Below are 25,743 nucleotides of genomic sequence, written 5' to 3' on the forward strand. Positions count from 1 at the left end.
CCTACTGTTTAGCAACCAAATCTGAGTGATTATTTGAAAGAGTGAATGCAATACCGTCGCTATTAATCGTTACTTTATTAGGCGAAATTGGCATACCTGGACCCACACGAGCAGGACCGTTCACAGCAATCACATCGTTTTCGTTTAGTCCCGATTTAATTGCTCGTAAGCTGCCATAACGTTCACCAACAGTAACTAACTTATATTCAAGAACATTGCCTTCACCAACGGTTAGAACAAAACGATTCTTTAAATCTGTGCCAATAGCACGCTCCGGCACGATGACCTTTTCGCTTACTTTATTGGCTGCAAGCTTAATGCGGGCGAATGAACCAGCACGAAGTTGTTGCTCATCATTTTCAAACACGGCACGAACACGAAGAGTGCCTGTAGTTTCGTTAATTTGGTTATCAATGAAATTAATTTTGCCATTAAAGTTAAAGCTGGTTTCACCCACTTTTTGCATCACAACCGCTTGTTCACTTTGTGCCGTTACATCAGCAAATGACTGATTCCACGTGCGCTCATCAATATCAAAATAAGCATACATTTGCTGATTTGATACGATACTTGTTAACACACTTTGTCCGGCAAGTACGTTATTACCTTTGGTGATGTTGGCGCGCGATACTACGCCATTTATTGGCGAGCGAACTTTCGTAAATGCTAAATCAAGCTCAGCTGCAGTTAGCTCAGCCTGAAGAGCGAGTAATTGTGCTTCTCGTTGTCTAAGGGTTGATTTACGAGACTCTGCTTGCTCAGTTGAAATCGCTTTACGCTCAGTTAAGCGCTCTGCGCGTTTTGCTTCACTTTTAGCTTGTTCAAGTGCTGCCTTGGCGCTTTCGATTTGCGCTTTTAAGCTATCAACCACTGCAGCAAAGGGACGTGCATCAAGGGTGAAAAGCAAATCCCCCTCTTTAACGCTATCACCTTCCTTAAAATTAATTTTGTCGATAACACCCGAAACACGTGGCATAAGCGCTACTTCTTGTGGTGCTTCTAAGCGCGTTGTATAGGTGTGCCAATTTTGTACGGGTTTAACCAGTACTTTTGCTACATCGATAGGTTGTAAATGCTGTTGCTGCGCTGCTTGGTTGGCTTCAGTACCGCACCCTGCAAGCGTTAAGCTCGCAATGGTGACAGCCACTGCAAGAATAGATTTGTTCATCACGACTCTCCTGTTAATAGATTGGAGACAATGTTACGGAACTAATTAGAGGATAAAAACGATAGATTTTTAAATTCATTAATGCCAGAATGGCACCAATAAATTTTAAGGAACTGCTATGGATACCACCAGCCGTTTATTAATGCTGCTTGAAGTGATTGAACGAGGCTCATTTGCTAAAGCTGCAGAGTCTAGAAATATAGACCGTTCTGTCATTTCGAAACAAATTAGCCGTCTTGAAGATGAGTTAGGGGTGCGCTTACTAAACCGTACAACTCGTTCTTTTTCGTTGACTGCTGCAGGCGCTGAAATGGTAAAAAAAGCAGCTGAACTCAGGGATTTATTATCAGATACTGTTAGACTGGCCGAGAACTATCACCAAGAACCTCGTGGCACGTTAAAAATTACCTCATCAAGTATTATCGGTAAAAGGTATATTCAACCAGTAATTAATGACTTTCAAAAACGTTTTCCGCAAGTTGAAGTTGAGCTTCGTTTAGACGACAGGCTGATTGACTTAGTATCAGAAGGCTATGATTTGGCTTTTCGTGTTGGCGAACCTAAAGACTCGTCATTTATTGCCCGTAAGATTGCCCGCAACCGTATGTTACTGTTGGCCTCACCAGAATTTATTAAAACTTACGGCATGCCAAAGCATGTTGAAGATTTAAAAGAGCTGCCTGCCGCTAGTTATTCAAGCCCAAGTAAACGCATTAGTGGTATTCGCTATCGTAATGCCGGTGGCGATATTATTGAGCAGGATATTAAAAGTGTCTTTCGTGCTAACGATGCGGAAGTACTTTTGATGAAGGCAATTTCAGGAAATGCCTATGTTCTTGCACCAGCATTTATTCTTGATGATGAGGTAAAACGCGGAGATTTAGTACCAATTTTAACCGATATGGAATTACTCGATTACAGCGCAGTGTACGCGGTTTACCCACATAGAGATTTACCAGTAAGAACACGTTTATTCTTTGATGCTATGCGTGAATACATTGGTAAAGATGTTCCTGTATGGGAGGCAAACATTCCTGATTTTGATACTATGTACAAAGGCTAAGTTTAAAAAGCACTAACTCGCTTTATTACGTTGTGCAAATTGTTCGCTTAACTCATAAGCCGTTACAACTCTATTTCGACCTTGCTGTTTTGCTTGGTATAGCGCATCGTCTGCGCGCTTAATAAAGTTTTTAAGGGTTTGATTTGGCATGTAGCAAGCAACACCGATGCTAATAGTCAAATTTATCGCCTGCTCATCAATATTGTGGATAGTTGTTGATAAGTGCTCGCGCAGCATATCTGCAAATTCATATGCACTTTGCGGGTCGCTATCTGGTAAGAAGATAGCAAACTCTTCACCGCCAATTCGAAATACATAGCCTTTACTTATGCGTTGCCTAAAGAAACTGGTTACTTCAATTAGAATACGATCGCCAACATCATGGCCGTATTGATCATTAATTTTTTTAAAAAAATCAAGGTCTAACATAAGTATAAACAAACCATGTTTATTTGTTTGTTCAATTTCGAAATAGTGTGTCATTGCTAAGCGATTACCAGCCCCCGTTAACGGGTCAAGTAAAGCTAAGTTTTCGAGCCGCTGTCCATACTCTGCACGACTGTTTTCAAAGGTATGAGACACCGCCCAAATACTGATGTAGGTGAAAGAAAAATTAAGTAAGAAATTAATAGTATTAAGGGGTTCTAAACTAGGTTTAGCTAATAGAATCGCGGCTTGAGTGACAGCGGCTATTAATGAAAGGTACAAACCAACTTGTTTACCTAATAGCAAATAAAACAAAATAGGTAATGAACAGGTCCAAATAAACAACACGCTTTTTATGTTACTTAAATACGTGCCTAGCGTGATTAAAACCGTTAAAAAAATACATAATGTAACGGATTGCCAGCGATGACCATTTTGATTTCGTGTATAAAAGAAAATATAAAAACAGAACAGGGCGAAGATAACTTCAAGCGCCCCTAATAAAATCACGTTTGTAACAAGTAAATTAAAAACGGCAAAGATACTAGCAAGCACACCCAAGCAAAAGCCCATCCATTTCAGAACGTTATTTCGTAAAGCCTGAGTACCTCTCAGTGCGCCGATATCCATTAGATTTCCTGCTGTAATTATAGTCAGCAGATTTTAACGTGATTCACCATAATTAGGAACATTTTATTACCAAACAGTGCATAAAAATGCACTTTTTTACCTACAATTGTTAAACATTTTAGCTCCAAAGCAACAAGGGAAATACACCCCAAAGTGCTAAAATGAGTGACCATTGCAAAGCAGCTACCATTGCTAAACTATTTAACAAATTCATTTTACTCAACTTTTCATGAGCAAATATACGCCATAACCCGTAAGTCATAGCAAACGGTAATATTGTCGTGGCTAATGCTAACAATGCACTGGCAAGTGTAAACTCACCAATATTTAAAAATGATTGAGTTAAAAATAAAGGCAGCGGTACAAAAAGAAATAACGTCGCCGTAAAAGGCAATAATAGAGGTGACGACAAGCGTAATTGCCCCTTAACCAAGCAAATAGCGCCATATACTAATATCCATAGTATGGCGATTACGCCGATGGCGAGGCTGAGCCACATCGGCAGTAACTTCCAAAGACTGGTTTGTTCATATGTTCGAAAACCATCACTGATCATATGTTGACCATTTTCAGAAATATACAGAGTGTGTGAAGGAAATCGCTTTGTTTTTTCACGAAACAAATTATCGCCTATAGCTAGCAAGGTTTTTTGCTGAGACTGAAATGGTGACAATGTTAGCGTTTCGCCATTTGAGCTCACTGTTGCAAAATGAAGTAGACGATCAAAATAGGCAAATCTTTTCATTCTGTTTGGGGAAAGCGTGTAAAACCCTTGCCAATCATCAAGCGCTACTTGCGCTTTTGATGGAGCTATTGCATCGGCCTTATTTACACCAAGGTTGCTAATCAGCATGCTATCAAATTGTTTGTAATTTGCAGTTTCTACATCGGCATTAAAAGCGATAAAAAATGCTTTTTTTTGCTCAGGAAAAAAACAAAAGTTGGTCCGGTAACCTAAAGTAGAGCCACTGTGGCATTTGCCAACCACATTATGCCGGTCACGTGTAGTTACCCCTAGCGCATAGCCTATATCAGTTAAATTATTTAAGGCAGCTTCTGTTTTAAAAGGCTTTCCCATGCTTGTTAATAGTGTCGGTTCAATAAATATGCGGTCATTAATCTTGCCATCGCCCATTAAAAACTGCGCAAACAAAGCCATATCATAAGCAGTCGTTGTAAACTGCCCTGCCGGTCTTAAAAACATTGGTAACGTGGCTTGGCTAACGCCATTTTCAAAATGGCCCATAGCAAGCGCAGGATCGCTAAACTGTCCTACTTGAGAAACAAAATTAAATGTACTCATGTGCATACCCAGCGGCTCAAGCAAGTGTTTATCTAAGTAAGATTCATAGCGCTCTTTAACAACGGCTTCAATCACCATAGCTAAAATTGCATAACCAAGATTAGAATAGGATAAGCGGCTTCCGGGGCGATTTCTAATACGCAACTGGCTTTCAATAAAGGTTTCTTTTAGAGCCATATCAGGCTTTGCTTGTGTCGTTAATAATTGCCAAAGCCGAATGTCTTCAAGCCCTGACGTATGATCAAGTAAATGTCTAACCCGAACTGGTGTGTTCAAGGCCCAAGGATTTTGCAAGCCAATATCTGGTAATATTTCAGTAACTGGGGTATCCAAGGAGAGTTTGTTATCTGTTACAAGATGCAACACCCCTGTAGCAATAAGTGTTTTAACGATAGAGCCTGTTTGCACCTTATTTGCTGTCGTCATAGGTTTTAAATTCGTAAAGTCTGCATAGCCTTTTGCACCTTGCGCAATTTTATTTGCACTCACTGTTGACCAAACAACGCCTATTAGAGATTCGTTATGCAAAGAGTGTTCAATTTGATTACTTAACTCTATTTCTGACCCAAACTTTTCGTTAGCCAAGGTTACATGAGATACAAAAAATAATGCCGTTACAGCAATAACTAAAAATTTTACAAGGTGTTTCATGTTTTATTAAACCATTCCTTAGGCAGCAAGAAGTTGACCTGCGGCGTATTTAGTAACCGCAAGCTAGAAAGTTATTTATTAAAATTACGACTATAAGCGAGGCGTGATTATTTAGTCATTCATTAAATCTGTAACATCATCGATTAGATCATCAAGCTCTTCACGAACATTTCGACGCTGTTTGTCTGTAAGTGTTGGTTTTAAGGCAAGCAGTAAGGTTACGTAGTCATCTAGATTTTTATCGTCAGCTTTGATTAATTCATCACTCATAAAAGCCAAACGATTATTAATGATCACCGCTAACTGTTGATCAAAATCCGCAGGCTTAGTTTTTTGCATAAACAAGGATTTTAAAGCATCTAAGCGCTTTTGTTTGTACTGCATCCAAAGTAAATATGTACTAATGCGAGTGTTAGATGCCGATTCGATCAGTGCTTTTTGTTCAGCTGATAACTTTGTGCCAAACCACTCTTTATAGTTCTCAAGATTTTCATCTAGACGTGCTTGTTTGTGCTGCTCAGCAGATTTTTCTTGATGCTCTAAATATTCTTCATTGATTTTATCTTGCAGTGCCGCTACAAATTCAACTCGTTGTTCATAACTCAATGCGTTTGCTAAATCGATCAATTCTGGTTCTAGCTTATCAACTAGTGTTTGCCAATGTTGCTTTGCTTGGCTGAAATGCTGTTTTAATTGAGCGTGATTAACGTCAGTTTCTAACATTAGTTTTAAACTTTCTAAGTCATGTTTATAAAGAGGTAGTTGAGTCTCTCGATGCCAATCACGGCTGGTTTTAACTATATGTTCAAACTTTTCAGCTTGCTCATTGTTTAAGTCAACATAATCATCAATCCAAAATCCTGACAGCCAACCTAAATTGTTATAAGTGAAGCTAGGAGAACAACCAGCAACTGCAAAAAGTAAACTCAATGTGATTAAACACTTTGCTATTTTTTTCATCATACTCAATTTATTAATCTATTTTTAATTAGTACCTTATTAAGTTAACACTGAGAATAAATAATCAGCAAGATCCTATAAATGAAATTAATTATCATTTAAGTGTTGACGCCCACGTTAATCTAAGTAATAATCGTTATCAACAAGTTCAGGTAGGCTATTAATCTCACAACAATATCAATGTCTATAAGGCTTTGATGGTGTTTTTCTGGATTTGTTCAAGATTTAACACTTGATTGTTTGCGGCTTCCTCGACCCAAGCAGCGACATAAAACGTTACACTTTACTTGCTACATTGCTCATATCGGTGACGGTAGATATGACACTAAAAAGCCCATCATGGGCTTTTTTTATTTCTTTAATTTTTCTGTAAAATCTGTATCTTAAGCCTACTTGTTAATTACAACGCTTGCCGCTGTCTATAAATTAGGCATTTACAGCTGTTGGGTCTAAACTATAAGAGATGTTTTGCTCAGTGACTGTTTGGCAATGCATTTTATCAATAGCTGATTGCCTATTATTGATACATAACACATTTGGAGGCAGACTATGATCAAGCCTAATTTTAAATCACTACTGTTCGCTAGTACGTTAATCCTCTCACCTTTTGCAAATGCCAGCCTTGAAGATGCCCAATTAGCGGCTAATGAAGGTCGTTTTGAAGAAGCACTTCATGAATTTAATTACCTTGCTGATAGAGGTTATGCCCCTGCAATCTATGAGCTTGCTAAAATGTACGAAGGTGGTTTTGGTGTGCAACGAGACTATCGAAAAGCGGCAGAGTTGTATGAAAAGGCTGTAAAGAAAGTACATGCTGATTCAATGTTTGCATTGGGTGTGCTTTATCAAGAAGGTAAAGGTGTTAAACTTGATAAAGAAAAAGCGATTTCACTTTTTGAAATGGCATCAAAAAAGAATCACCCTGCAGCTCAATATAATTTAGGCGTTATGTACGCTAATGGCGAAGGTGTTATTCAAGATTATCGCACCGCGCTTAGCTGGTACCAAAAAGCTGCAGCGAATAACTTTACTCTTGCTCAGTTTAATATGGCCTTGATGTACTACGAAGGTTTAGGAGTACCCAAGAACCTTGAGAAATCATACATTTGGAATACAATTGCTGAGTACAATGGCAATATGAATGCAAGTCATAGTCGTAAACTAGATGAGCGCAATATGATGCCTGCAGAAATTGAAGCTGCTAAAGAAAAAGCAGACGCAATTTATGCAAAAATACAGGCAGGCCTTTACGCCCCTGACGGACGTTTGTAAACAAGTAATGTACTTGCGCTTAACGGCGCAAGTACATCCATTTTAACAGTTTAATTAACAGCTTATTTTGTTTTAACAATAGGCTTGTGCGTGGATTAAACTTTCCTGATACTAGGGTATTTCTTGCGTGGCTAAAGGTTTTAAATCCCTCAACACCATGATAGTGCCCCATTCCTGATTCACCAATGCCACCAAACGGTAACTGATCTGCTGTAACCTGCATAAGTACATCGTTAATCGCTAATGTACCGCTTCTGATTGATGAACTTAGCTTACTAATTTTCTCTTTGTCATGGCCCAATATATATAATGCAAGTGGTGAGGAGTCACCATTGATGGTGTCAATCACTTGTTGCTCTGATTCATAACTTTTAATAGGTAGTAAAGGGCCAAAGATCTCATCTTGCATTACACGCATATCATCATTAACTTGCGTTAAAATATGTAACCCCATGCGATGTTTAAGTTCATCAACTTGGTGCCCTTCAATAGGCTCAAACACTTGTGCACCTTTGTCTTTTGCATCAAGCAGTGTTGCGCTTAAACGTTGGTACTGCGCATCAGAGACGATTGAAGTTAGGTTTTTACCTTCAACACCTTGTTTATAATACTTCTTATAAAGCTCACTCAACTGTAAGACTAACTGATGTTCAAGCTTTTTAGGCACAAACACATAATCTGGCGCGACACATATTTGCCCCGCGTTGTTTAATTTACCAAATAATAGTGTTTTTGCAGCTTCTTTAATATTCACATCTTCTAAAATCACTACCGGTGACTTGCCACCTAACTCAAGAGTCACAGGGGTTAGGTTTTTACTGGCAGCTTGCATTACTTTGCGGCCTACTGATGTCGAGCCTGTAAAAAGTAAGTGGGCAAACGGTAGGTCACAAAAGCATGCTGCGGTATCGGCTTCACCTTCAACAATGATGCAGTGTTCTGCAACTGTATCTGCCATCAGCTGTTTGATAACATTATTGGTATGTGGCGTAAATTCGCTTAGCTTTAACATCACTCTGTTACCAGCCGCTATTGCGCTTATAACTGGCACTAAAGCCAATTGAATTGGGTAGTTCCAAGGTGCGATAACGCCTACTACACCCTTAGGTTGGTAATGAATATGCGCTGATGAAGGCCACAAACTAATACCGACGCTGCGCGATTCGTTACGGGCCCATTTAGGTAAACGTTTTATTGTATCACTAATCGATTTCACAGTTGGCAGCAGATCGCCTAACACTGTATCAAACTCAGTACGATAACCAAAGTCTTTACTGGTTGCTGCAACTAAGGCCTGTTCATTTTCAATGAGGCGAGTTTTGATGGTTTTTAAAAGCTTAATACGCTTATCAAGCGCTAAATAAGGCTCAGCCAAAAAGGCGTCATTAAGTTTTAAAAATTTGCTGTGTAATTGTGCGTATATATCAGTCAAAAGGTCATCTCTTGATAAACGATTTTAGCCACTATAACCAGCTATAATTATCTGAGCAACTTTATAAATGTAAAAACAGCGCTCATAGTGAGCGCTGTTGATGGTTGGATTAGGTTGAAAACTTTTAAACTTATCTAAAAGCCAAACACAACTGCTGCAATGGTCATAGTTACTAAAGTGATCATCGCAATAGCAATAATGTTTAGTGCAAAACCAGATCGGATCATATCGCGCATTTGAATTTGTCCTGAGCCAAATACAATCGCATTTGGCGGTGTTGCAACTGGCATCATAAACGCACAACTACACGCGATTGCCGCAGGAATGACCCACACAAGAGGTGTACCAAATACAGATTCAGCAACCGGGCCTAAAAGTGGAAGGAAGCCTGCGGCTGTTGCTGTATTACTCGTGATCTCAGTTAAGAACGTAATTAAAGTAGCAACTGCTAGAACACTTAGTACCAAAGGTATAGCACTTGCACCCTCTATCATGTGCGCAATGTATTCAGCTAGACCTGATGATTTAATTTGCGCAGCAAGTGTTAAACCACCGCCGAATAGTAATAACACACCCCATGGAACCTTAGCAGCGCTTTCCCAGTCAAGAATACGCTCACCATCACCTTTGTTTGCTGGTAAGACAAATAACAATAGTGCCGCAGCAATCGCAATACCAGTGTCAGAGATTTTTAAACCCGACAGATCGGCAAGTACAGGTCTAAAGATCCAACAAACAGCTGCTAAGACAAAGACTGCTGCTACGCCTTTTTCAGCGCGCTGCATTTTACCAAGCTCTTGTAACTGCGATAAGAATAACGATTTCGTATCTTTACTTGCTGCTTTTGCACATTGTGTATCTACTTTGTAAGCAAACTTAGTTAACCAAACCCAGCATAAAATCAGCATAACTGTTGCAAGTGGTACACCTACTTTCATCCACTGTGCAAAACCTATTTCGATTTTGTAGCTATCTGATAAATACGCAGCCATTAACGCATTTGGCGGCGTACCAATTAACGTTGCAATACCACCGATACTCGCACCATAAGCAATCGACAGTAACATTGATTTACCAAACTGGTCATTATCAGGGTTAGATTGCTTCACCAACATAGTAATCGACATAGCAATCGGTAACATCATCACAGCGGTAGCTGTATTTGACATCCACATTGATAAAAATGCCGTTACTAACATCATGGCTAAAATTTGTAGGCTTGGCTTAGTCCCTGCTCGAAGCATAGTATTAAGCGCAATACGTTTATGTAAACCCCAACGCTCCATCGCAATTGAGATTAAAAAACCGCCCAAGAATAAAAAGATCAAAGGGTGTGCATAAGGCGACGCGACCCCTTTGATTGCAGCAATGCCAGCAAGAGGTGATATAACCAGTGGCAATAATGAAGTAGCAGGAATTGGCACAACTTCGCTTACCCACCAAGAAGCCATCCAAAAAGCAAGGCCCGCAGTGCGAAGTGCAGACACACTCATTCCCGCTGGTGGATCAATTAAGCAAGTTAATAGCATTACTAATGGGCCAAGCAGTAACATGACTGTGCTCATTAATGGACGTGGCTGAGAGCCATCTTTTGTTTGATTTACTAATGACATACCTACTCCTTAGAACTTGTATTTAAGGCCAATTGCAACGCTGTTGTCAGATTCAAGTTCTAAATCTAAATCAGTATAGAATAAGTAGGCTGTGGTTTGTTTATCAAAAACATAATCAACACCTGCTGTCCATTGTTTACCTTCTTCAGCATGGCGAATTTTTGAGTCATCTTTAACGTACTGAAGCTTAGGTACCCATTTATCGATAGCATAGCTTGCACTGAGTGCGTAGCCATTACCTTCTTTACTGCCATCTGTTGATTCACTGCGTTGGAATAAGCCCGCAAGTTGTAGGTTTTCATGTTTCCATGCTGCAACCACACGGCTTGCAGTCAACTTGTTAAGTGCATCAACATGGCTGATAGCTAAATAGTAGTCTTTTGATTTTAATGCACGGTCACCATAAATAACGGTTGCAGCAAAACCATCTTCATCGTTACTACTGTCATCTTTTGGTGCATAAGTTAGCGCAAGCGATGCGCCACCATAGGTTTTTGAGCTATAGGTAATTGTATCACCAATACGGTCTTGACCAGGGATCAACTGGGCAATGTCAGCTTGCGTTTCGTTAAAACCGTCAACTTTACCTTCTGAGTATTTAAAACGAGTATCGTTACGACCCACAACGACTTCACCAAAATCACCTGCTAGACCTAAGTAGGTATTACGAGCAGAAAATGGTTCACTGGTATCGTCATGCTCGAAGCCTTTTACTTGCACTTCGTATTTGAATACCGCTTTTAGCGATTCAGTTAGTTTATGACTACCTTTAATACCAATACGAGAAAAAGGTGCTTCAATTTGAGTGCCTTCATCTGCATAGCGCATAACGCCAGTATCTGTGTTTGCTATTTGAACTTCTGCTTTACCATATACAGCGTAATCTGCTGCCATTGCTGAGCCCGCTGTGCTCGCTAAAATCACAGCCGCTGCTACGCGTGTTTTGTTATGAGTGAATATTGTTGTCATTATGCGCCCCTTATTAGGTTCAAATTGTTGTTCCTAACTGTTAAGGCAAGTAGGTTGCCAACTTAGTTAATTTATAAAAAAACTATAAATAACAAAAGATTAACTTCATTGGCTTAGTGGAGACTGAGTTTTATGGGTGGATCTCCACACATTTTTAAGATTGTGTTGTCACCTGTTCCACCCATTATCTTTAATTAACTGTAGATGTACTGGTTAGTCTTTAAACATTTCCCGATTAATACCGTATTTAGTCATCTTGTCGTAAAGGGTTTTACGAGCAATTTGCAAAGTGACCATAGTATCTTTAATGCTACCGTTGTTACGCTCTAACGCCTCTTCAATCAGTGATTGCTCATAAAAGCTGATTTTCTCAGCTAGGCTTAGGTCCTGAGCAAGTTCGTTTTCATTGTTTGCGTCGTTGTATGAAGCAAATGCTAAATCAGAGCCTAGCAATACTGCACGTTCGGCCTGATTTCTAAGTTCTCGCACATTACCTGGCCAATCATAAGCAAGTAGGCGCTGTTTTGCTTCACTACTAAGTGGTGCAGGTGGCTTATGAAAGCGTGTTGCAGCAATTGAGCTAAAGTGTTTAAAAAGTAATGGAATATCGGCTTTTCTATCGCGTAATGCAGGAATACTCACTTTAACTAAGTTTAATCGATAATAAAGATCGGCTCTAAACTCACCTGCTTCTACCAAGGTCATCAAATCAACTTTTGTAGCAGCAACAATGCGTACATCTAAATCAATGGCGTGGTTGTCGCCTACAGGCGTGACTTTTCTCTCTTCAAGCACCCTAAGTAACTTGACTTGTAAACTTGCAGGCGTTGACTCTATTTCATCTAAAAAAACGGTACCTCCTTTAGCAAATTCAAATTTACCTTGGCGAGATTGCGTTGCACCGGTGTAAGCCCCACTTGCCGCCCCAAATAACTCACTTTCAATTAATTGCTCAGGAATTGCACCACAGTTTATCGCTACGAAATTAGCCGCTGATCTGTTACTTTGATCGTGCAAGTAACGAGCAACTAACTCTTTACCTGTACCTGTTTCACCTTCAATAAGCACATCGGCGGGAGTATCAATTACCGCATTAAGTAAATGCATCATTTGTTGCATTTGCTCTGTTTCACCTAAAATACGCACACCGGGCGCAGAAGTTTTTTCTACCGCAATTTTCAAGGCGCGGTTTTCCATCACTAAAGCCCGTTTTTCTGAAGCACGCGCAATACAATCTAACAATTGCTCAGTAAGCGGCTTTTCAAATAAATCATAAGCCCCTAACTGCATAGCTTTAACCGCAACAGATACATCAGCAAAACCGGTAAGAAATATAACCGGCAGTTCACTATCAAACGCTTTTACTTGCTCTAAAAACTCCAAACCATCCATTTTTGGCATATTTATGTCGCTAAGCACAATTCCCTCAAAACGACGACCCAGTTTTGAAAGTGCAGCTGTTGGTTCGCTAAAACACTGAACTTGATAACCCTCAATTTCAAGCAGTTGCTTTAATGAATCGCGGATCACCGCTTCGTCATCAATAACAATTACCTGATTACAGGTAGTTGCAACTACACTCATGATTGTTCCTTATTAGTTTGTAAGGTTATTATAAATTGTGCCCCGCCTTCAGGACGGTTGTGAGCCGATAGTCGACCATTAAATGAGTCTATAATTTGTCGTGAAATAGATAAACCAAGCCCTAAACCATTACTGGTTTTAGTACTATAAAAAGGCTCAAAAATATTACCTAATGCATGTTGATCAATACCCGGACCCGTATCAAGAATCGATAGCTTCACTCGGTCGTCGAAAAGTTCGAGCTCGAAACTCAATTCGCGCTTTTCTGATTCACTCATTGCTTGGCTGGCATTGGTGATTACGTTTACCAAGACTTGTTCAAACTTCACGCTGTCGACCCACACGGTTATGTTTGCGTCAATATCACTGGCTTTTACCTCGATATCGTCTTGTTTTAGCTGGGCGCTGGCGATCATTAGTGCATTTTTTAACATACTCGCTAAGCTTTGTTGCCTTAGTTGAGTTTGCGCCGGTTTACTAAAATGCTTTAACTGAGCAACAATTTTATGAACACGCTCTATTAACGACTGTACTAGCACTAAATTTTCGCCAGCTTGTTCAATATTGCCTTTCATAAGTAACCTTTTCGCACTTACTAAGTAGGTATTCATGGCACTCAAAGGTTGGTTTATTTCATGGTTAATGCCTGCACTTAATTGGCCTATCGTGGCCAATTTAGCTGTTTGGATCAGTGCTTTTTGAGCTTTTTCGAGCGCTTGGGTTCGTTCAATCACTTCTTGCTCAAGACTATGCCTTGAAAAAAGTAGTTTTTTATAACCAGCAAATCGTACCATTGCCATATGAATAAGCACCACAGCAATGGCATAAAACACACTAAACCAAAGAAGCCTTGGAATTTGTGCAAGCTCCACATTTGTCACATCCACCAACACACTGGCTTTAGCGTTTATAATGTCTATTGTTTCGATGGCACTAATAAAGCGCGCTTGTTTGCCATCAAGCTGAATGTTTTGCTGCGCGGTTTGTTTACTTAAAGGCTTGTGATTATGGGCAAGTAAGCTCGGTTTATGAGACAAGTATCGGCGTGACTTAATTAAAGCAGCCATTTGTGCATCATTGAGGGGCTTAAGAGATTTTAAACGCCAGTCAGCAACATCTGACATCACAATTACACTGTCTTCTAAAGTGATATAAAAATGGGTGCTATCTGATGCATTAAGTAGTTGGCGGTCTTGCTCAAACTTTTTAGCATTAACCTTTAATGTTACAACGGCAATGACTTTCCCTTTATCTATAACCGGCTCTGAAAAATAAATACCGCGCTCACTTGAGCGCATGCCTAAAGCAAAATAGGCAACTTTCCCACCTTGCTTGGCTAAATAAAAATAAGGCCGAAAAGCAAAATTACTTCCCAAAAAGGTGTAATCAACTTGCCAGTTACTACTTGCCACGACCGAACCTGATAAATCCATTACATAGACATCTGATGCACCACTGGCACGTTGAATATCTTCTAAATAATAATTAACGGCTTGTTCGCCTATACCTTGCTTAATCACAAAGGATTTAACTAAATCATTAGCACTCACTAAGGTAGGAATTGTTTTAAACCGGGCTAATTCACTGGAGAAGTAATGACTTAACTGAGTCGCTTGAACACGGCTTTGTTGCTCTGCCTGCTGATAATCATGGGCTCGCCCAACGTAAAAAACTAACACAAGCAACAATAAAAGCATTGCACCTGCAATAACTAACTTTTTACTTAATGACGACATTCAAACCTTTGTGAGCAGCACAACTAGAAATTAAACTGGTAGTGTAACGATAATTCTTCTGTTGTACCAGCGACAGCGCCATTGTCCATACGTGGGTCAAACACGTTATATTTCTTGCCTAACAGATTTTCTGCTTTTAACGTTAACTGGCTCTTTGCGTTTACTTGCCATTTTAAACTGCCACCTAATAAGCTATAGGCAGACTGTTTGAAGTGAGCACCAGTTACTGAACTTACCTCAACTTTATCACGCCATAATAAGTTTAAACTTACTTGCCAGCTGTCAGATAAGTTGTAGCTGCTAACTAAGCTTGCGAAACGCTTAAAGCTCGCATTAATTGGATCTTCAAAGTATTGCGTGTAAGTGCCCGTTACAGAGAACTCTTTACTTGATTGCCAAGTGCCATCAAGCTCGATACCACTGTTTTGAGTATTAAATGAGTTTGCAAAAGTAAATAAGGCATCATTAGATTGCGTTGGCTCAATGTTTATAAAGTCATTGAGTTCATTATAAAAAAATACGGCATTAGCTTGTAACTCTGAAGTTTGATAATGCCAAACAAGCTCAGTGGTTTTTACTGATTCAGAGCGAAGTGATGGGTTACCTACGGTGACATCATCATTTGAAAAAAGCTCATTAGTAACCGGGGTTCTAAACGATTCGCCATATTGCACTTTAACGGTATGCTCTGGGTTTATAACATAAACACCCGCAAGACGAGGCGAAAGTTTACTGTCGATGTCTTTCACATCGTCATAGCGTGCCCCTATAAATAAAGTAAGTGCCTCTGAATAAGGTATTTTTAACTGCCCATACGCACTATATGTTTCGAAAGTATATTTAAGTGGCGCAAATTCAGGAAAGTCCATCACAGTCACGATACCTTGCTGATAATAAGCGGGGTCAATAATGACTAACATAGACTCATCATCATAGTAATTGGTACGTACCCCTGCTTTTACTTGCTTAGCCTCTGCATATTCAACACCTGCGGCAAGCTGCCATTGATTATCAAATTGATAACTCAATTCCGTTTCAAATTTACTATCGGTTGTTTGCCATTCTGGACCGAGGAAAAAGTCAGGTATATCGTCAAATTCAGCGATTAGACCAGCGCTAGAGATATTATGCTTTGTGTATGAGTAACTAGAATCTAGCTTTAGCTTATCGTTGTTAACCCAGTTATATTTAATGCCAACAAAGGTGTTATCACTGCTATGTTGGTTCTGCGTTGAATAGCCAGCAAGGTTTAAAAACTCATCAAGGGATGTTTCGTTGTAACGAGCTCGTAATTTAAGCTTTTTATAATCAACACCCGCTTCTAGATATATCGCTTCAAGAGGATCTTTTACTCCTTGCGGATAGCTTTCGCCGTCTTTTTGATCATAAGAAAAACTCGCAAAGAGTGATGTATCATCACTAAAGGAGCTATTAAACTGCCCTGTTGCGCCATAGCGACCATTATTACCAACCACAAGTTGCATAGTATTTCGCTCTTTAGAGGTAACAATATTCATGACCCCTAAAAACGCATTACTGCCATACAGCGCCGAGCCAGGGCCGCGAATAAACTCAATTTTTTCGATGACTTCAATGGGAATATAAGGCATGTAAACAGAGGCTTTACCGAATGATGATTCATTGACTCGTTCACCATTGATCATCACCAGTACATTGCCACTATCTAGATAAACACCCCGAGCATGATCTTTAGGCACTGCACCGACCCAATCCCCCCGGGTTGATTGCATACCAGGCACAAAGTTCATTACTTCATAGGCGTTATCAACACCAAGTGCTTGAATTTGTTTACGACTAAATACACTCATGGTTGAGGGAACAGAGGACAAGGTTTCGTTGGTTTTGCTAGCAATATCAACTTGAACGTCAAGCAAGTCTTCAAAACTTAAAGAGAATAAGTCTTGCTCTTCAGTCGCGTTTGCAACCAATGGAATGGTTGAGGCAACTGCAATTGAAAAAAGTGCTGAACATCTTAAAAACTTCACGTTGCGACTTACCTGTACTAATAGTCTATGCTGCAACAGCAACACATTGTTTACACTATTAATACAAAAGATTGGCAAGCTTGCAATGTTTTTATAGCTTTAGTTGAAGAGTTCTCGGAAGTAGATACAAAAAAACCCATTTTCAACTGTAAATGGGTTTTAAGAAAATCTGTTTTGGTGCACCAAACTTAATTATGCTGTTTCAACATTACCAGTGCGCTTTGCTTTGATGTACTTATATAAACCAATAAGTGACGCCGCTATCCAGAAAATTTCGATAACAAAACTAGCAAGGTTAAAGTTATAACAAAGACTAATCAGTAACAGAATTGCACCGGTTAAGTTCATCATGTTATACACAAGGCCGGTTGGCGATGCTTTATTCAGTTGCAATAAAAAGAAAGCACCAACCACTAAGAATGTGCCTGTCATGCCAATAATATCAAATAAAAGTGCTATCACGTGCGTGAGTCCATTTTGTTCATGTGTTTATACCCATACAACTGGCCCAATCCATGGGGAGGGTTGTTTTCATTCATTGAAACAGCAAACCGGCTAATAGTATCAGAGCATGAGGAATAAACGAGGATAAATGTCCGTATTTTAATTGCTACTTATGCGTCACTTTACCACCAATGATTTTTAGAGCAGGTGTGCCACGGATCATGGTCTGGCGGGCGAATTGACGTTGGCAGTCAGGACAAATACCGGTTTCGTTGGTAAAGTCTTGGCTAATACGTTCGACAAAACATTTAACCAACGCCCCTTTTCCACCTTTGCGGTATTTAAACAATTGGCTTTTACATTGTGAGCAAAAAATATCGACAGTTTTAGTCGGGCCTTTTTTGTTTGGTTTTGCCATTACAACTACATTACTAAACTAAAAGCATACTTTAACATGTTAAGGCCAGAGCCCCAAAACTAAGCCAATAACAGAAAACTGTAATATTGAATAACTTGCATTAACTAAAAACAACTTTAATGGTCGCTGTTCAAAGATATAACCAATTCCCAAAGCACAGCTGACCCAACATAAACCAATAATAAAGCCAGTGCCAACAGCCACCCCTACATTGACATTTGCACCAATAAATAACGATAAACTAAAAGCAATTAAACAACATAAAACAAAGCTGCCACCAAACACCATAAACGGGTTAATGCTTTGTAGGTCAAGTTCAGTTAAGCCACAGCTCTCCATCCAAATTCGTTTAAAAAGCCAAGGAGAATACCACACAGCGCCCAATAGGAAAGATGCAAGGGCAGCAAAAAATATCGCGAAGAAATTAAGTTCTGAAAAATGCATACGCCAGACTCATACAACTAACAGGGTTATTTTGACTTTAGTTAACGATCAGCAATGCAGCAAATCAAAGATGTCGAGTTTTGTACCTATTTGCATCAAATTAATACTTTAGCATTAATTTTATCATTGTTTCAGTTTATTAAACAATCATTTTATTGTTGTACGGGTTTTTTCTGTAATTTACGTTGTAAAGTTCTTCGATGCATATTGAGTTGGCGTGCTGTCTCGGAGATATTGCCATTATTGCTATGCAATACATGCTGAATATGCTCCCACTCAAGTCGCTCTGGTGACATAATCTGGTTTGGCTTTGTGTCATCCAGTGATTGACTCGTCTCTGTATTACCTAAAATGGTTCTTATTAATGCATTAAAATCAACAGGTTTTGGTAAGTAATCATTAGCTCCTAAACGTATTGCTTCAACCGCACTGGCGATACTGGCAAAACCTGTGAGCAATACAATGCGCGCTGTTGGAAATTGAGCTCTAATTGGTTTAATTAATGCGAGGCCATTATCATCGCCAAGTTTCAAGTCCACTAAAAAGTGACTTGCTTCAAAAGTGGCTAATTTTTGTAATGCTTGTTCACTGTTATGAGCCAGTTCACATGTAAAGCCTTGCTTTGTAAAGCGCCTTGCAAGTGTGGTGGCAAGATTTACATCGTCTTCAATAATTAAAAGTTTCATACAATTTTTAAACTAACCATTGCAATTGCACCTTGCTGCGGGTGATTGCACAGTGTTAATGAGCCATTTAAGCGCTCTAAAGTCGCATTAGATAACATGACTGCCATCCCCATTCCGCCGCTACTTGGCATTAGCTGACCACCTAATGATGCCATTTGTTGCTCACTAAAGCCTTGACCGAAATCACGCAATGATAAAGAAAGTTGTTGATTATCTATTTGCCAATCAGCTTCTATGATGTTTTGTTGGCTCTGATTATTCGCTGAAACAGCATTTTGTAGTAAATTCAAAATAGCTGGTAACAGCATGGCGTCACTTAAAATAGAGCATTCTGGTGCATCATTTTGCCAATGTATGCTTTGCTCTGGAAAATGCAGGGTCATAGCATCTTGAATGGTATTTTGTAATGTATCCGCGCTGATCACCTGCTGTGTTTGACCGGTTCTTAATGCATTTGATAGTGCTCTAAAGTGCTCAAGCTGTTCTTTACATTGTGCTAATGGTTTAGCCATTTCTTGGACAATAGGATCATCAGCTTGTTGCTCTTGCAACTCTTCAAATAAAAGCTGTAAGTTTGCGATTGGTGTCGCTAGTTGGTGTGTCACTTGTGCTGCAGCGCCATCGAGAGTTAATAACTGCTCATGCCTCAGCTGCTGTTCACGGGTACGTGCAATGGTGGCTTCTCTAGCTCTTAAGGTACTATTTAATGTGCCAATTACAAACGCGATTACAATTGCACTAATAACAAAGTTAATCCACATACCAATAAAATGGTGTGTCATTTGCATTTGATGCATGGTGTGCTCAGGCATTCGTATCAGTAAAAAACTGTAAGCTGCGATTGCCAACACAGCGGTATAAGCAAGTCCTTTGGCATTAACAGACACTGCAGCTATCATTATTGGCAACAGCAATAATGAAACAAACGCATTGGTTGCCCCGCCGCTTAACGAGAGTAAAATAGTTAAAAACAGCAAATCAGCAGTTAATTGCATCAACACAGCAGCAGGTTTAGCTTTTGTTACTTTTCGATAAGCTAATATACTTAACAGCTGAAAAATTGCTTCAACACAAATAACAGCAAGTAACGGCAGTAAAGGTATTTGGTATTCAAATAGAAAATACACTGCAATCACAGCAACAAACTGCACAGCTATTGCGGCGCTTCTCAAAATTAGTAGGCGACTAATCGCCGGATCGGTTTGCATAGCGGACTCTTTAAGGCTTAATCATCGTCCATTGAAATTGTAAAAACAGCACAAGGCGTTCCCTGATGAAACACCATTTGCCATTGTTTACCATTAAAACGCCACAGTGACATGCGAACTGAATAGTTAAATTCAGAGCGGGCAGAGCGTCTAAAGGCCGCTTGATAGCTTAGCTGTGCAATATCATCACTGAGCATACGACCTTTAAAATGTTGATTGTAGAATTGCGGTACCACCTCAGTTGGCAGACGGGTTAATACTTGGAACTTATTAAAAGACGTGCCATCGGCGGCTATTTCAATAAAATCATCATCAAGTAATGCATCAAGCGCTTCAGTGGATTGCCGCACTTCTGGTTCAAGCAATTGTCGCTCTGCATCAATCAAATGATTAAATAACGTCTCTTTAATTTTACCGCCCATAGTAACCCTTACTGTTTGAGCACTTTACCGTCCTTCATAACAAACTGAACCTGACTAAGTTCACTAATGTTATCAAGTACATTCATATTAACGCTGATAATATCTGCTTGTTTACCAACACTCAAGTCACCAAGGCTATCACTTTGACCTAATAGTTTAGCAGCTTCAACGGTGGCTGATTTAATTGCCTGCTTTGGTGTCATGCCATATTTTACTAATAACTCAAACTCTTTGGCATTATCACCATGCTTAGATACCCCTGAGTCTGTACCAAAGGCTATTTTAACTTTGTTTTTTAAAGCTAATTTAAAAGACGCTTCCATTTTTGGCGCTACGATTTCTACTTTATCAGCAATGGCTTTTGGCATATTCGGGTTGTTTAGCACTTCTTCTTTTACTGTTGCACCAGCTAACAAAGTAGGGACTAAATACGCGTCTTGCTTTTTAAAGAATTTAACTGTGTCTTTATCTAAAAAAGAGCCATGTTCGATTGAGTCGACACCCGCTCTAAGTGCAGCTTTTATACCTTCCGTACCATGAGCATGAGCGGTGACTTTACGACCTAAATGATGGGCGGTGTTGACAATGGCACTGAGCTCTTCATCAGTAAATTGCTGATTAACCCCTGCAGCTGTATTACTTAAAACACCACCTGTCGCAGTAATTTTAATCACATCAGCACCACTTTTTATTACATCGCGCACTGCACGAGTACAGTCGTCAGCACCATCACAGACACCCAAACCACCCCCTTCTGTTGCTTTGGTAATATCACGGCGATAACCATGCATGTCACCGTGGCCACCGGTCGGTGTGATCATATCGCCTGCTGCAAAAATGCGCGGACCAACAATATCGCCACGCTCAACCGCTCGCTTTAATGGAAAGATAACTTGATAACTGCTGCCAAGGTCGCGCACAGAGGTAAAACCCGCTTCTACCGTGCGTTGTAAGTACTTTAAAGAACGCAGTGCATAATCTGCTTCGTATTCAGTTGCCCATTGGTGTGGGTTACGCTTTGCATCTCGTTCAAAGGTAACATGAACGTGCATATCAATCAGACCCGGCAATACCATCTGATTTTTTAAATCAATAACGTCTGCGTCACTGAGCTTTAACTGTTGTTTTGTTAGAAAACCAGCTTTTATTGCGGCAATTTTACTGTCTTCAATAACCAGTGTTTGCTGCTCTTTGACATCTTGATCAGTGCCAACTAGCATTTTCCCAGCATGGATTATGGTGGTTTGAGCATGAACCGTAAACGCAGATAATAAAGTCAGTACCGATAATGTGCTTATTTTTAGGTTTATTTTTTTCATAATCGCCTCTTTTTTATACTAGGTTTAACTTAAATGCTGAGTAAATGCCATTATTTACGACGTAGCGCAGCAATGAACTAGTGTTAACAAGTGATTTTTGATATAACTTCGGAAAAATTTAACAAGTCTGACCACATAAAGAGAACACATTATGTCTTATGCCCAAATTACTGGCTGGGGTAAATGTATACCACCAGCAAGCATCAGCAATGATGAAATTAGCAATATTGTTGATACCAATGATGAATGGATAACAACACGTACAGGCATCAAATCTCGCCGTGTCAGCCATGTCTCTACTGCCGATTTAGCAACTGTCGCAGCAAAACACGCGCTTGCATGTGCAGGTGTTGAAGGTAAAGACATTGACCTTGTGATTCTTGCGACTTGTACACCATCAACTATGGTGGCAAATACGGCGTCTTTAGTGCAAAAAAACATTGGTGCGGTAGGCGCAGCAGCAATGGACACTAATGCTGCATGTTCAGGCTTTTTATATGCATTACAAGCTGCTACAGCACAAATTCGTTCAGGTATGATCAAAAAAGCCGTAGTAATTGCAGCTGAACGCATGACTTGGTACATCAACTGGGCTCGTCGCGACAGTGCTGTATTATTTGGTGATGGTGCGGGTGCAGTTGTATTAGAAGCCTCAGATACACCATCAGGTTTACTCGCAACGAAAACAGGTTGTGACAGTGAAGATCGTGATATTTTGCATATCGAAAACTTTGGTAGCGACTTAAATAAATACGAACCAATTGGTCCGTCTAATTTATTATTCGAAGGACGTGAAATCTTCAAACGTGCAGTTAAAGGTATGAGTGAAGCCTGTGATGACGTGCTAAACCAAGCACAGTTAGAGCTTGATGATATTGATGTATTAGTTCCTCACCAAGCTAATTTACGTATTATTCAAGCCATTCAACAACGCTTGAAAGTAGCTGACGAAAAAGTAATGGTGAACATTGCCGACTATGGTAATACTTCTGCTGCTACAATTGCGATTGCAATTTGTGAAGCTGTTGAGCAAGGCCTAATCAAGCCAAACTCAAATATTATGTCAGCAGCATTTGGTGCAGGCTTAACGTGGGCGGCAAGTTACATTAAATGGGGCGAGCGCGTGACACCAATTGCGGTATCTGATGCAGCTCTACCTGAGTGTGATAAAACAGGTCTTGAACTTGTTGCACCGGCTGTTGCGGCATGTAAAGCGGCAGAATAAAAAGCTGCACTCATTAATAGAAAAGCGCGGCTTAGTCCGCGTTTTTTTTATGGATATAATGGCATCAAATATGGAACTATTAGGTATACACCACGCTGCAATCATCTGTAGCAACTACGAGAGGTCGAAGCACTTTTATAGTGAAATATTAAAACTTCCAGTAATTAACGAACTATACCGCGCTGAACGTGACTCTTATAAACTAGATCTAGCACTACCAGATGGCAGTCAACTGGAGCTATTTTCGTTTCCCGCAGCCCCTAAAAGACCAAGTTACCCAGAAGCACAAGGACTTCGCCATTTAGCGTTTAATGTTGCTGATATTACAAAATCTAAACTCTATTTAGAAGAAAAAGGTATCAAGGTTGAAGAAATAAGAGTGGATGAAATCACCGGGAAGCAATTTACGTTTTTTGCTGATCCCGATGATTTACCATTAGAGTTATATCAGCTCTAATTTATTGGAAACGGTCTTGTAGATAGTTAAATACAGCGCGAATACCCAGTGCCTCACCACCAGTCGGACGACCTGGTAATGCACGTAAGTTCCAAGCCATTACATCAAAGTGGACCCAAGGGGTGCTTGGCTCAATGAACTCTTTTAAATAAAGCGCTGCAGTGATCGCACCACCAAATGGAGTCGACGCACAGTTAGCAATATCAGCTACATCACTTTTTAATAATGGCTTGTATTGATCAAATAACGGCAGTTGCCAAACAGGATCATGGCAGCTTTCGCCTGCATCCATCAATTTGTTAGCCACTTCACGGTTATTTGCGAAAAAGCCTGGTAATTCAGTACCTAGGGCTACACGACAAGCTCCGGTAAGGGTTGCAAAATCAACAATAAGATCTGGGTTATCGTTTTGTGCTTCAGCAAGTGCATCACACAGAACCAAACGACCTTCAGCATCGGTGTTATCAATTTCTACTGTGATCCCTTTACGTGTTTTGATCACATCACCAGGTCTAAATGCATTTCGAGAAACCGCATTTTCAACAGCAGGTACCAATACACGTAAGCGAATTGGTAAATTGGCAGCCATAATTAACTGCGCAAGACCAATAACATGCGCGGCACCACCCATGTCTTTTTTCATATTACGCATACCTGAACTTGGTTTGAGATCTAAACCGCCAGAATCAAAACACACACCTTTACCTACTAAGGTAATTTGCGGAGCATCTTTTGCGCCCCAACGTAAATCAAGTAAACGAGGCTTATTCTCAGATGCACGTCCAACCATATGAATTGTTGGGTAATTTTGCTCTAACAATTCATCACCAACCCATTCGCTAAACTCACCGTCAAAGGTGTCGGCTAAATCAGCCATCACTTGTGATAGGTGTTGCGGCATCATATCTGCAGCAGGCGTATTAACTAAATCACGTACTAAATTAATTGCACTTGCATGCTGCGATAAACGCTTAACTAAGCTTTCATCTTTAATAGCTAGTGTGGCACGTGGCGATGGTTTTTCTTTATATTCACTAAACTCGTAACCACCTAACACAAAACCCAGCGCTACGTGTTCTACAAATTTGCCATCACCTTGAATTTGATAACAGCCTGCAGGCAGTTTAGTTGATAAGTCACCTGCCAACCAAAAGTCCTGCAAATCATTAACTAAGCAATACACATGCTCAAGTGAACCCGATTCACTATCAGCAATTAAGGCCATGCCTTTGTTTTTGAAATCACAATTTGTTAGCCAATTTTGTAAGGCTTGCGGCTGCTCGGTTAACCAGGTTGATAGGTCAGCTTTAGCGATAAATGACAGGGGAATTCCCGTAGAAGAATGGCGAATTAATGAACTCATTAAACGACTCGATATAAAGAAAAGGTATTTAAGCATACCAATATCTTGGTACAAAAGGTATAGGCAAAATTAGATAATCAAAACCTAATCAGTCTTTGTTTTGGTTCTCTTTTTCTTCTTTTTCTACTTGTTGATCAAGCTCTTTAATCGACTTATTGATATTAAAAGAGCTTGGTAGAACATCAACACCAACCCATTGACCCAGTTTTACAACCAAAGGAATCGTAATAGGTGCAAAGGGCAATACAGCAAATACCCCTAAGCCAAGTCCTTTCAAAATATCTAAGAATTGATCATTAGCAGTATGCAATTCTTCTTTAGTAGCTTGCCCTTGGGTGTATCGTCTATAGATATGAAGCATCTCTTTTGTTTCTTGCTTTTCTTGGGCAAGTGCGATTTTAAGTGCTACCATAGCACGCTTAAAACGTAGGGTCTGACGCTTTTTGGTAATTTTAGCCACTCGGAACGGGGCTCTATGAATAACTTTATATAATCGCATTATGTTATTTTCACACAGCAGGCGACGTTCACAAAGTATAATTTACTTATATTAGGTTTTGTTTTATTCTTAAAACTCTAGTCCTAATTATTTTTCAGTATTAAAAATGAACACACCCAAACAACAGGCTGAGCCCAAACCCCAAAAGCCAGCCCCAGATGAATGTTGTGGTGGTGGTAGCTGTTGTCCCTGTGTATGGGATGAATACCGAGAAAAATTAAAACAGTGGCAATTAAACAGCAATCCGCAACAAGCTCAATAGACTACTCCATACCCAAACCTGCTTAAAATTCACTCAAAAAATTCCTTTTTTAAAATATTTTTAGATATTTTATATATTTTCTTACATGAACAAGAAAAATAAGGAATAAATTATCCCCATTAATTTCATAGACATAATCAAAAAACGAGCAATAAACAATCACAAAAAAACCAACAAACAACA

Annotated in this window: 24 protein-coding genes; 5 read left to right on the forward strand and 19 right to left on the reverse strand. The window is 39.8% G+C overall.

Features of this window, described 5'->3' with window-relative positions; genetic code table 11:
• Position 1: 1 nt before the first annotated feature.
• Entirely contained in the window at positions 2–1,168 is a 1,167-nt protein-coding gene (locus QUE86_RS18970; protein WP_256853812.1) for an efflux RND transporter periplasmic adaptor subunit, read from the reverse strand.
• Between the two features lie 118 nt (positions 1,169–1,286).
• Here QUE86_RS18970 and QUE86_RS18975 point away from each other — a divergent pair, with 118 nt between their 5' ends.
• Complete coding sequence (locus tag QUE86_RS18975) at positions 1,287–2,231, forward strand: LysR family transcriptional regulator (protein WP_130052466.1); 945 nt, start codon at positions 1,287–1,289, stop codon at positions 2,229–2,231.
• A gap of 12 nt (positions 2,232–2,243) precedes the next feature.
• On the opposite strand, the gene QUE86_RS18980 is transcribed toward QUE86_RS18975, so the two are convergent.
• The 3 genes from QUE86_RS18980 to QUE86_RS18990 all read right to left on the reverse strand — a co-directional run bounded on the left by QUE86_RS18980 (position 2,244) and on the right by QUE86_RS18990 (position 6,204).
• A complete protein-coding gene (locus QUE86_RS18980) occupies positions 2,244–3,287 on the reverse strand; it encodes a GGDEF domain-containing protein (protein WP_286260549.1) in 1,044 nt (347 codons plus the stop codon).
• A 118-nt stretch (positions 3,288–3,405) separates the two neighbouring features.
• Positions 3,406–5,241: a serine hydrolase domain-containing protein gene (locus QUE86_RS18985; RefSeq protein WP_286260550.1), complete on the reverse strand. Its 1,836-nt coding sequence runs from the start codon at positions 5,239–5,241 to the stop codon at positions 3,406–3,408.
• A gap of 111 nt (positions 5,242–5,352) precedes the next feature.
• Positions 5,353–6,204 (reverse strand): DUF6279 family lipoprotein, encoded by an 852-nt coding sequence (locus tag QUE86_RS18990; protein ID WP_286260551.1) that lies wholly within the window; start codon positions 6,202–6,204, stop codon positions 5,353–5,355.
• Positions 6,205–6,750: 546 nt separating this feature from the next.
• Here QUE86_RS18990 and QUE86_RS18995 point away from each other — a divergent pair.
• Positions 6,751–7,473: a tetratricopeptide repeat protein gene (locus QUE86_RS18995; RefSeq protein WP_130052469.1), complete on the forward strand. Its 723-nt coding sequence runs from the start codon at positions 6,751–6,753 to the stop codon at positions 7,471–7,473.
• A 19-nt stretch (positions 7,474–7,492) separates the two neighbouring features.
• Here QUE86_RS18995 and QUE86_RS19000 read toward each other — a convergent pair whose 3' ends face one another.
• The 13 genes from QUE86_RS19000 to QUE86_RS19060 form a co-directional block, all read right to left on the reverse strand.
• The gene (locus QUE86_RS19000; protein ID WP_130052470.1) at positions 7,493–8,905 is read right to left on the reverse strand and encodes a coniferyl aldehyde dehydrogenase; all 1,413 of its coding nucleotides are present in this window, start codon (positions 8,903–8,905) and stop codon (positions 7,493–7,495) included.
• A 134-nt stretch (positions 8,906–9,039) separates the two neighbouring features.
• On the reverse strand, positions 9,040–10,470 hold the full coding sequence (locus tag QUE86_RS19005; protein ID WP_239977783.1) for an SLC13 family permease: 1,431 nt from the start codon (positions 10,468–10,470) through the stop codon (positions 9,040–9,042).
• Positions 10,471–10,527: 57 nt separating this feature from the next.
• On the reverse strand, positions 10,528–11,487 hold the full coding sequence (locus QUE86_RS19010) for a porin (protein WP_256853816.1): 960 nt from the start codon (positions 11,485–11,487) through the stop codon (positions 10,528–10,530).
• 213 nt (positions 11,488–11,700) lie between these two features.
• Positions 11,701–13,071: a sigma-54-dependent transcriptional regulator gene (locus QUE86_RS19015; protein ID WP_130052473.1), complete on the reverse strand. Its 1,371-nt coding sequence runs from the start codon at positions 13,069–13,071 to the stop codon at positions 11,701–11,703.
• Positions 13,068–14,807, reverse strand: coding sequence for a sensor histidine kinase (locus QUE86_RS19020; protein WP_286260552.1), 1,740 nt, complete (start codon positions 14,805–14,807; stop codon positions 13,068–13,070). Before QUE86_RS19020 ends, QUE86_RS19015 begins: the two co-directional genes overlap by 4 nt.
• Positions 14,808–14,830: 23 nt before the next feature.
• Positions 14,831–16,813 carry a TonB-dependent receptor plug domain-containing protein gene (locus QUE86_RS19025; protein ID WP_239977780.1) on the reverse strand — a complete coding sequence of 661 codons (1,983 nt, stop codon included), beginning with the start codon at positions 16,811–16,813 and terminating at the stop codon, positions 14,831–14,833.
• A 192-nt stretch (positions 16,814–17,005) separates the two neighbouring features.
• A complete protein-coding gene (locus tag QUE86_RS19030; RefSeq protein WP_054552127.1) occupies positions 17,006–17,275 on the reverse strand; it encodes a CBU_0592 family membrane protein in 270 nt (89 codons plus the stop codon).
• Between the two features lie 148 nt (positions 17,276–17,423).
• Positions 17,424–17,675, reverse strand: coding sequence for a hypothetical protein (locus QUE86_RS19035; protein WP_130052475.1), 252 nt, complete (start codon positions 17,673–17,675; stop codon positions 17,424–17,426).
• A 39-nt stretch (positions 17,676–17,714) separates the two neighbouring features.
• The gene (locus QUE86_RS19040) at positions 17,715–18,119 is read right to left on the reverse strand and encodes a DUF1761 domain-containing protein (protein ID WP_130052476.1); all 405 of its coding nucleotides are present in this window, start codon (positions 18,117–18,119) and stop codon (positions 17,715–17,717) included.
• 152 nt (positions 18,120–18,271) lie between these two features.
• On the reverse strand, positions 18,272–18,805 hold the full coding sequence (locus tag QUE86_RS19045) for a response regulator transcription factor (protein ID WP_130052477.1): 534 nt from the start codon (positions 18,803–18,805) through the stop codon (positions 18,272–18,274).
• Positions 18,802–20,013, reverse strand: coding sequence for an ATP-binding protein (locus tag QUE86_RS19050; protein ID WP_256853820.1), 1,212 nt, complete (start codon positions 20,011–20,013; stop codon positions 18,802–18,804). The genes QUE86_RS19045 and QUE86_RS19050 overlap by 4 nt, the downstream gene beginning before the upstream one ends.
• 17 nt (positions 20,014–20,030) lie before the next feature.
• Positions 20,031–20,435, reverse strand: a complete 405-nt coding sequence (locus tag QUE86_RS19055) for a nuclear transport factor 2 family protein (RefSeq protein WP_286260553.1) — start codon at positions 20,433–20,435, stop codon at positions 20,031–20,033.
• A gap of 8 nt (positions 20,436–20,443) precedes the next feature.
• A complete protein-coding gene (locus QUE86_RS19060) occupies positions 20,444–21,754 on the reverse strand; it encodes a metal-dependent hydrolase family protein (protein ID WP_434784486.1) in 1,311 nt (436 codons plus the stop codon).
• Between the two features lie 151 nt (positions 21,755–21,905).
• Here QUE86_RS19060 and QUE86_RS19065 point away from each other — a divergent pair, with 151 nt between their 5' ends.
• Together QUE86_RS19065 and gloA2 are read left to right on the forward strand one after the other, a co-directional pair.
• On the forward strand, positions 21,906–22,979 hold the full coding sequence (locus QUE86_RS19065; protein WP_286260554.1) for a ketoacyl-ACP synthase III: 1,074 nt from the start codon (positions 21,906–21,908) through the stop codon (positions 22,977–22,979).
• 70 nt (positions 22,980–23,049) lie between these two features.
• Complete coding sequence (gene gloA2, locus QUE86_RS19070; RefSeq protein ID WP_130052482.1) at positions 23,050–23,436, forward strand: SMU1112c/YaeR family gloxylase I-like metalloprotein; 387 nt, start codon at positions 23,050–23,052, stop codon at positions 23,434–23,436.
• A gap of 1 nt (position 23,437) precedes the next feature.
• Here gloA2 and QUE86_RS19075 read toward each other — a convergent pair whose 3' ends face one another.
• A complete protein-coding gene (locus QUE86_RS19075) occupies positions 23,438–24,799 on the reverse strand; it encodes a leucyl aminopeptidase family protein (protein ID WP_286260555.1) in 1,362 nt (453 codons plus the stop codon).
• An 88-nt stretch (positions 24,800–24,887) separates the two neighbouring features.
• The gene (locus QUE86_RS19080) at positions 24,888–25,298 is read right to left on the reverse strand and encodes a hypothetical protein (protein ID WP_167658935.1); all 411 of its coding nucleotides are present in this window, start codon (positions 25,296–25,298) and stop codon (positions 24,888–24,890) included.
• A gap of 106 nt (positions 25,299–25,404) precedes the next feature.
• On the opposite strand from QUE86_RS19080, the gene QUE86_RS19085 reads away from it, so the two are divergent.
• Positions 25,405–25,560: an oxidoreductase-like domain-containing protein gene (locus QUE86_RS19085; protein WP_130052485.1), complete on the forward strand. Its 156-nt coding sequence runs from the start codon at positions 25,405–25,407 to the stop codon at positions 25,558–25,560.
• Positions 25,561–25,743: the final 183 nt, after the last annotated feature.

It is taken from the genome of Pseudoalteromonas apostichopi (assembly GCF_030297135.1).
GTDB lineage: Bacteria > Pseudomonadota > Gammaproteobacteria > Enterobacterales > Alteromonadaceae > Pseudoalteromonas > Pseudoalteromonas apostichopi.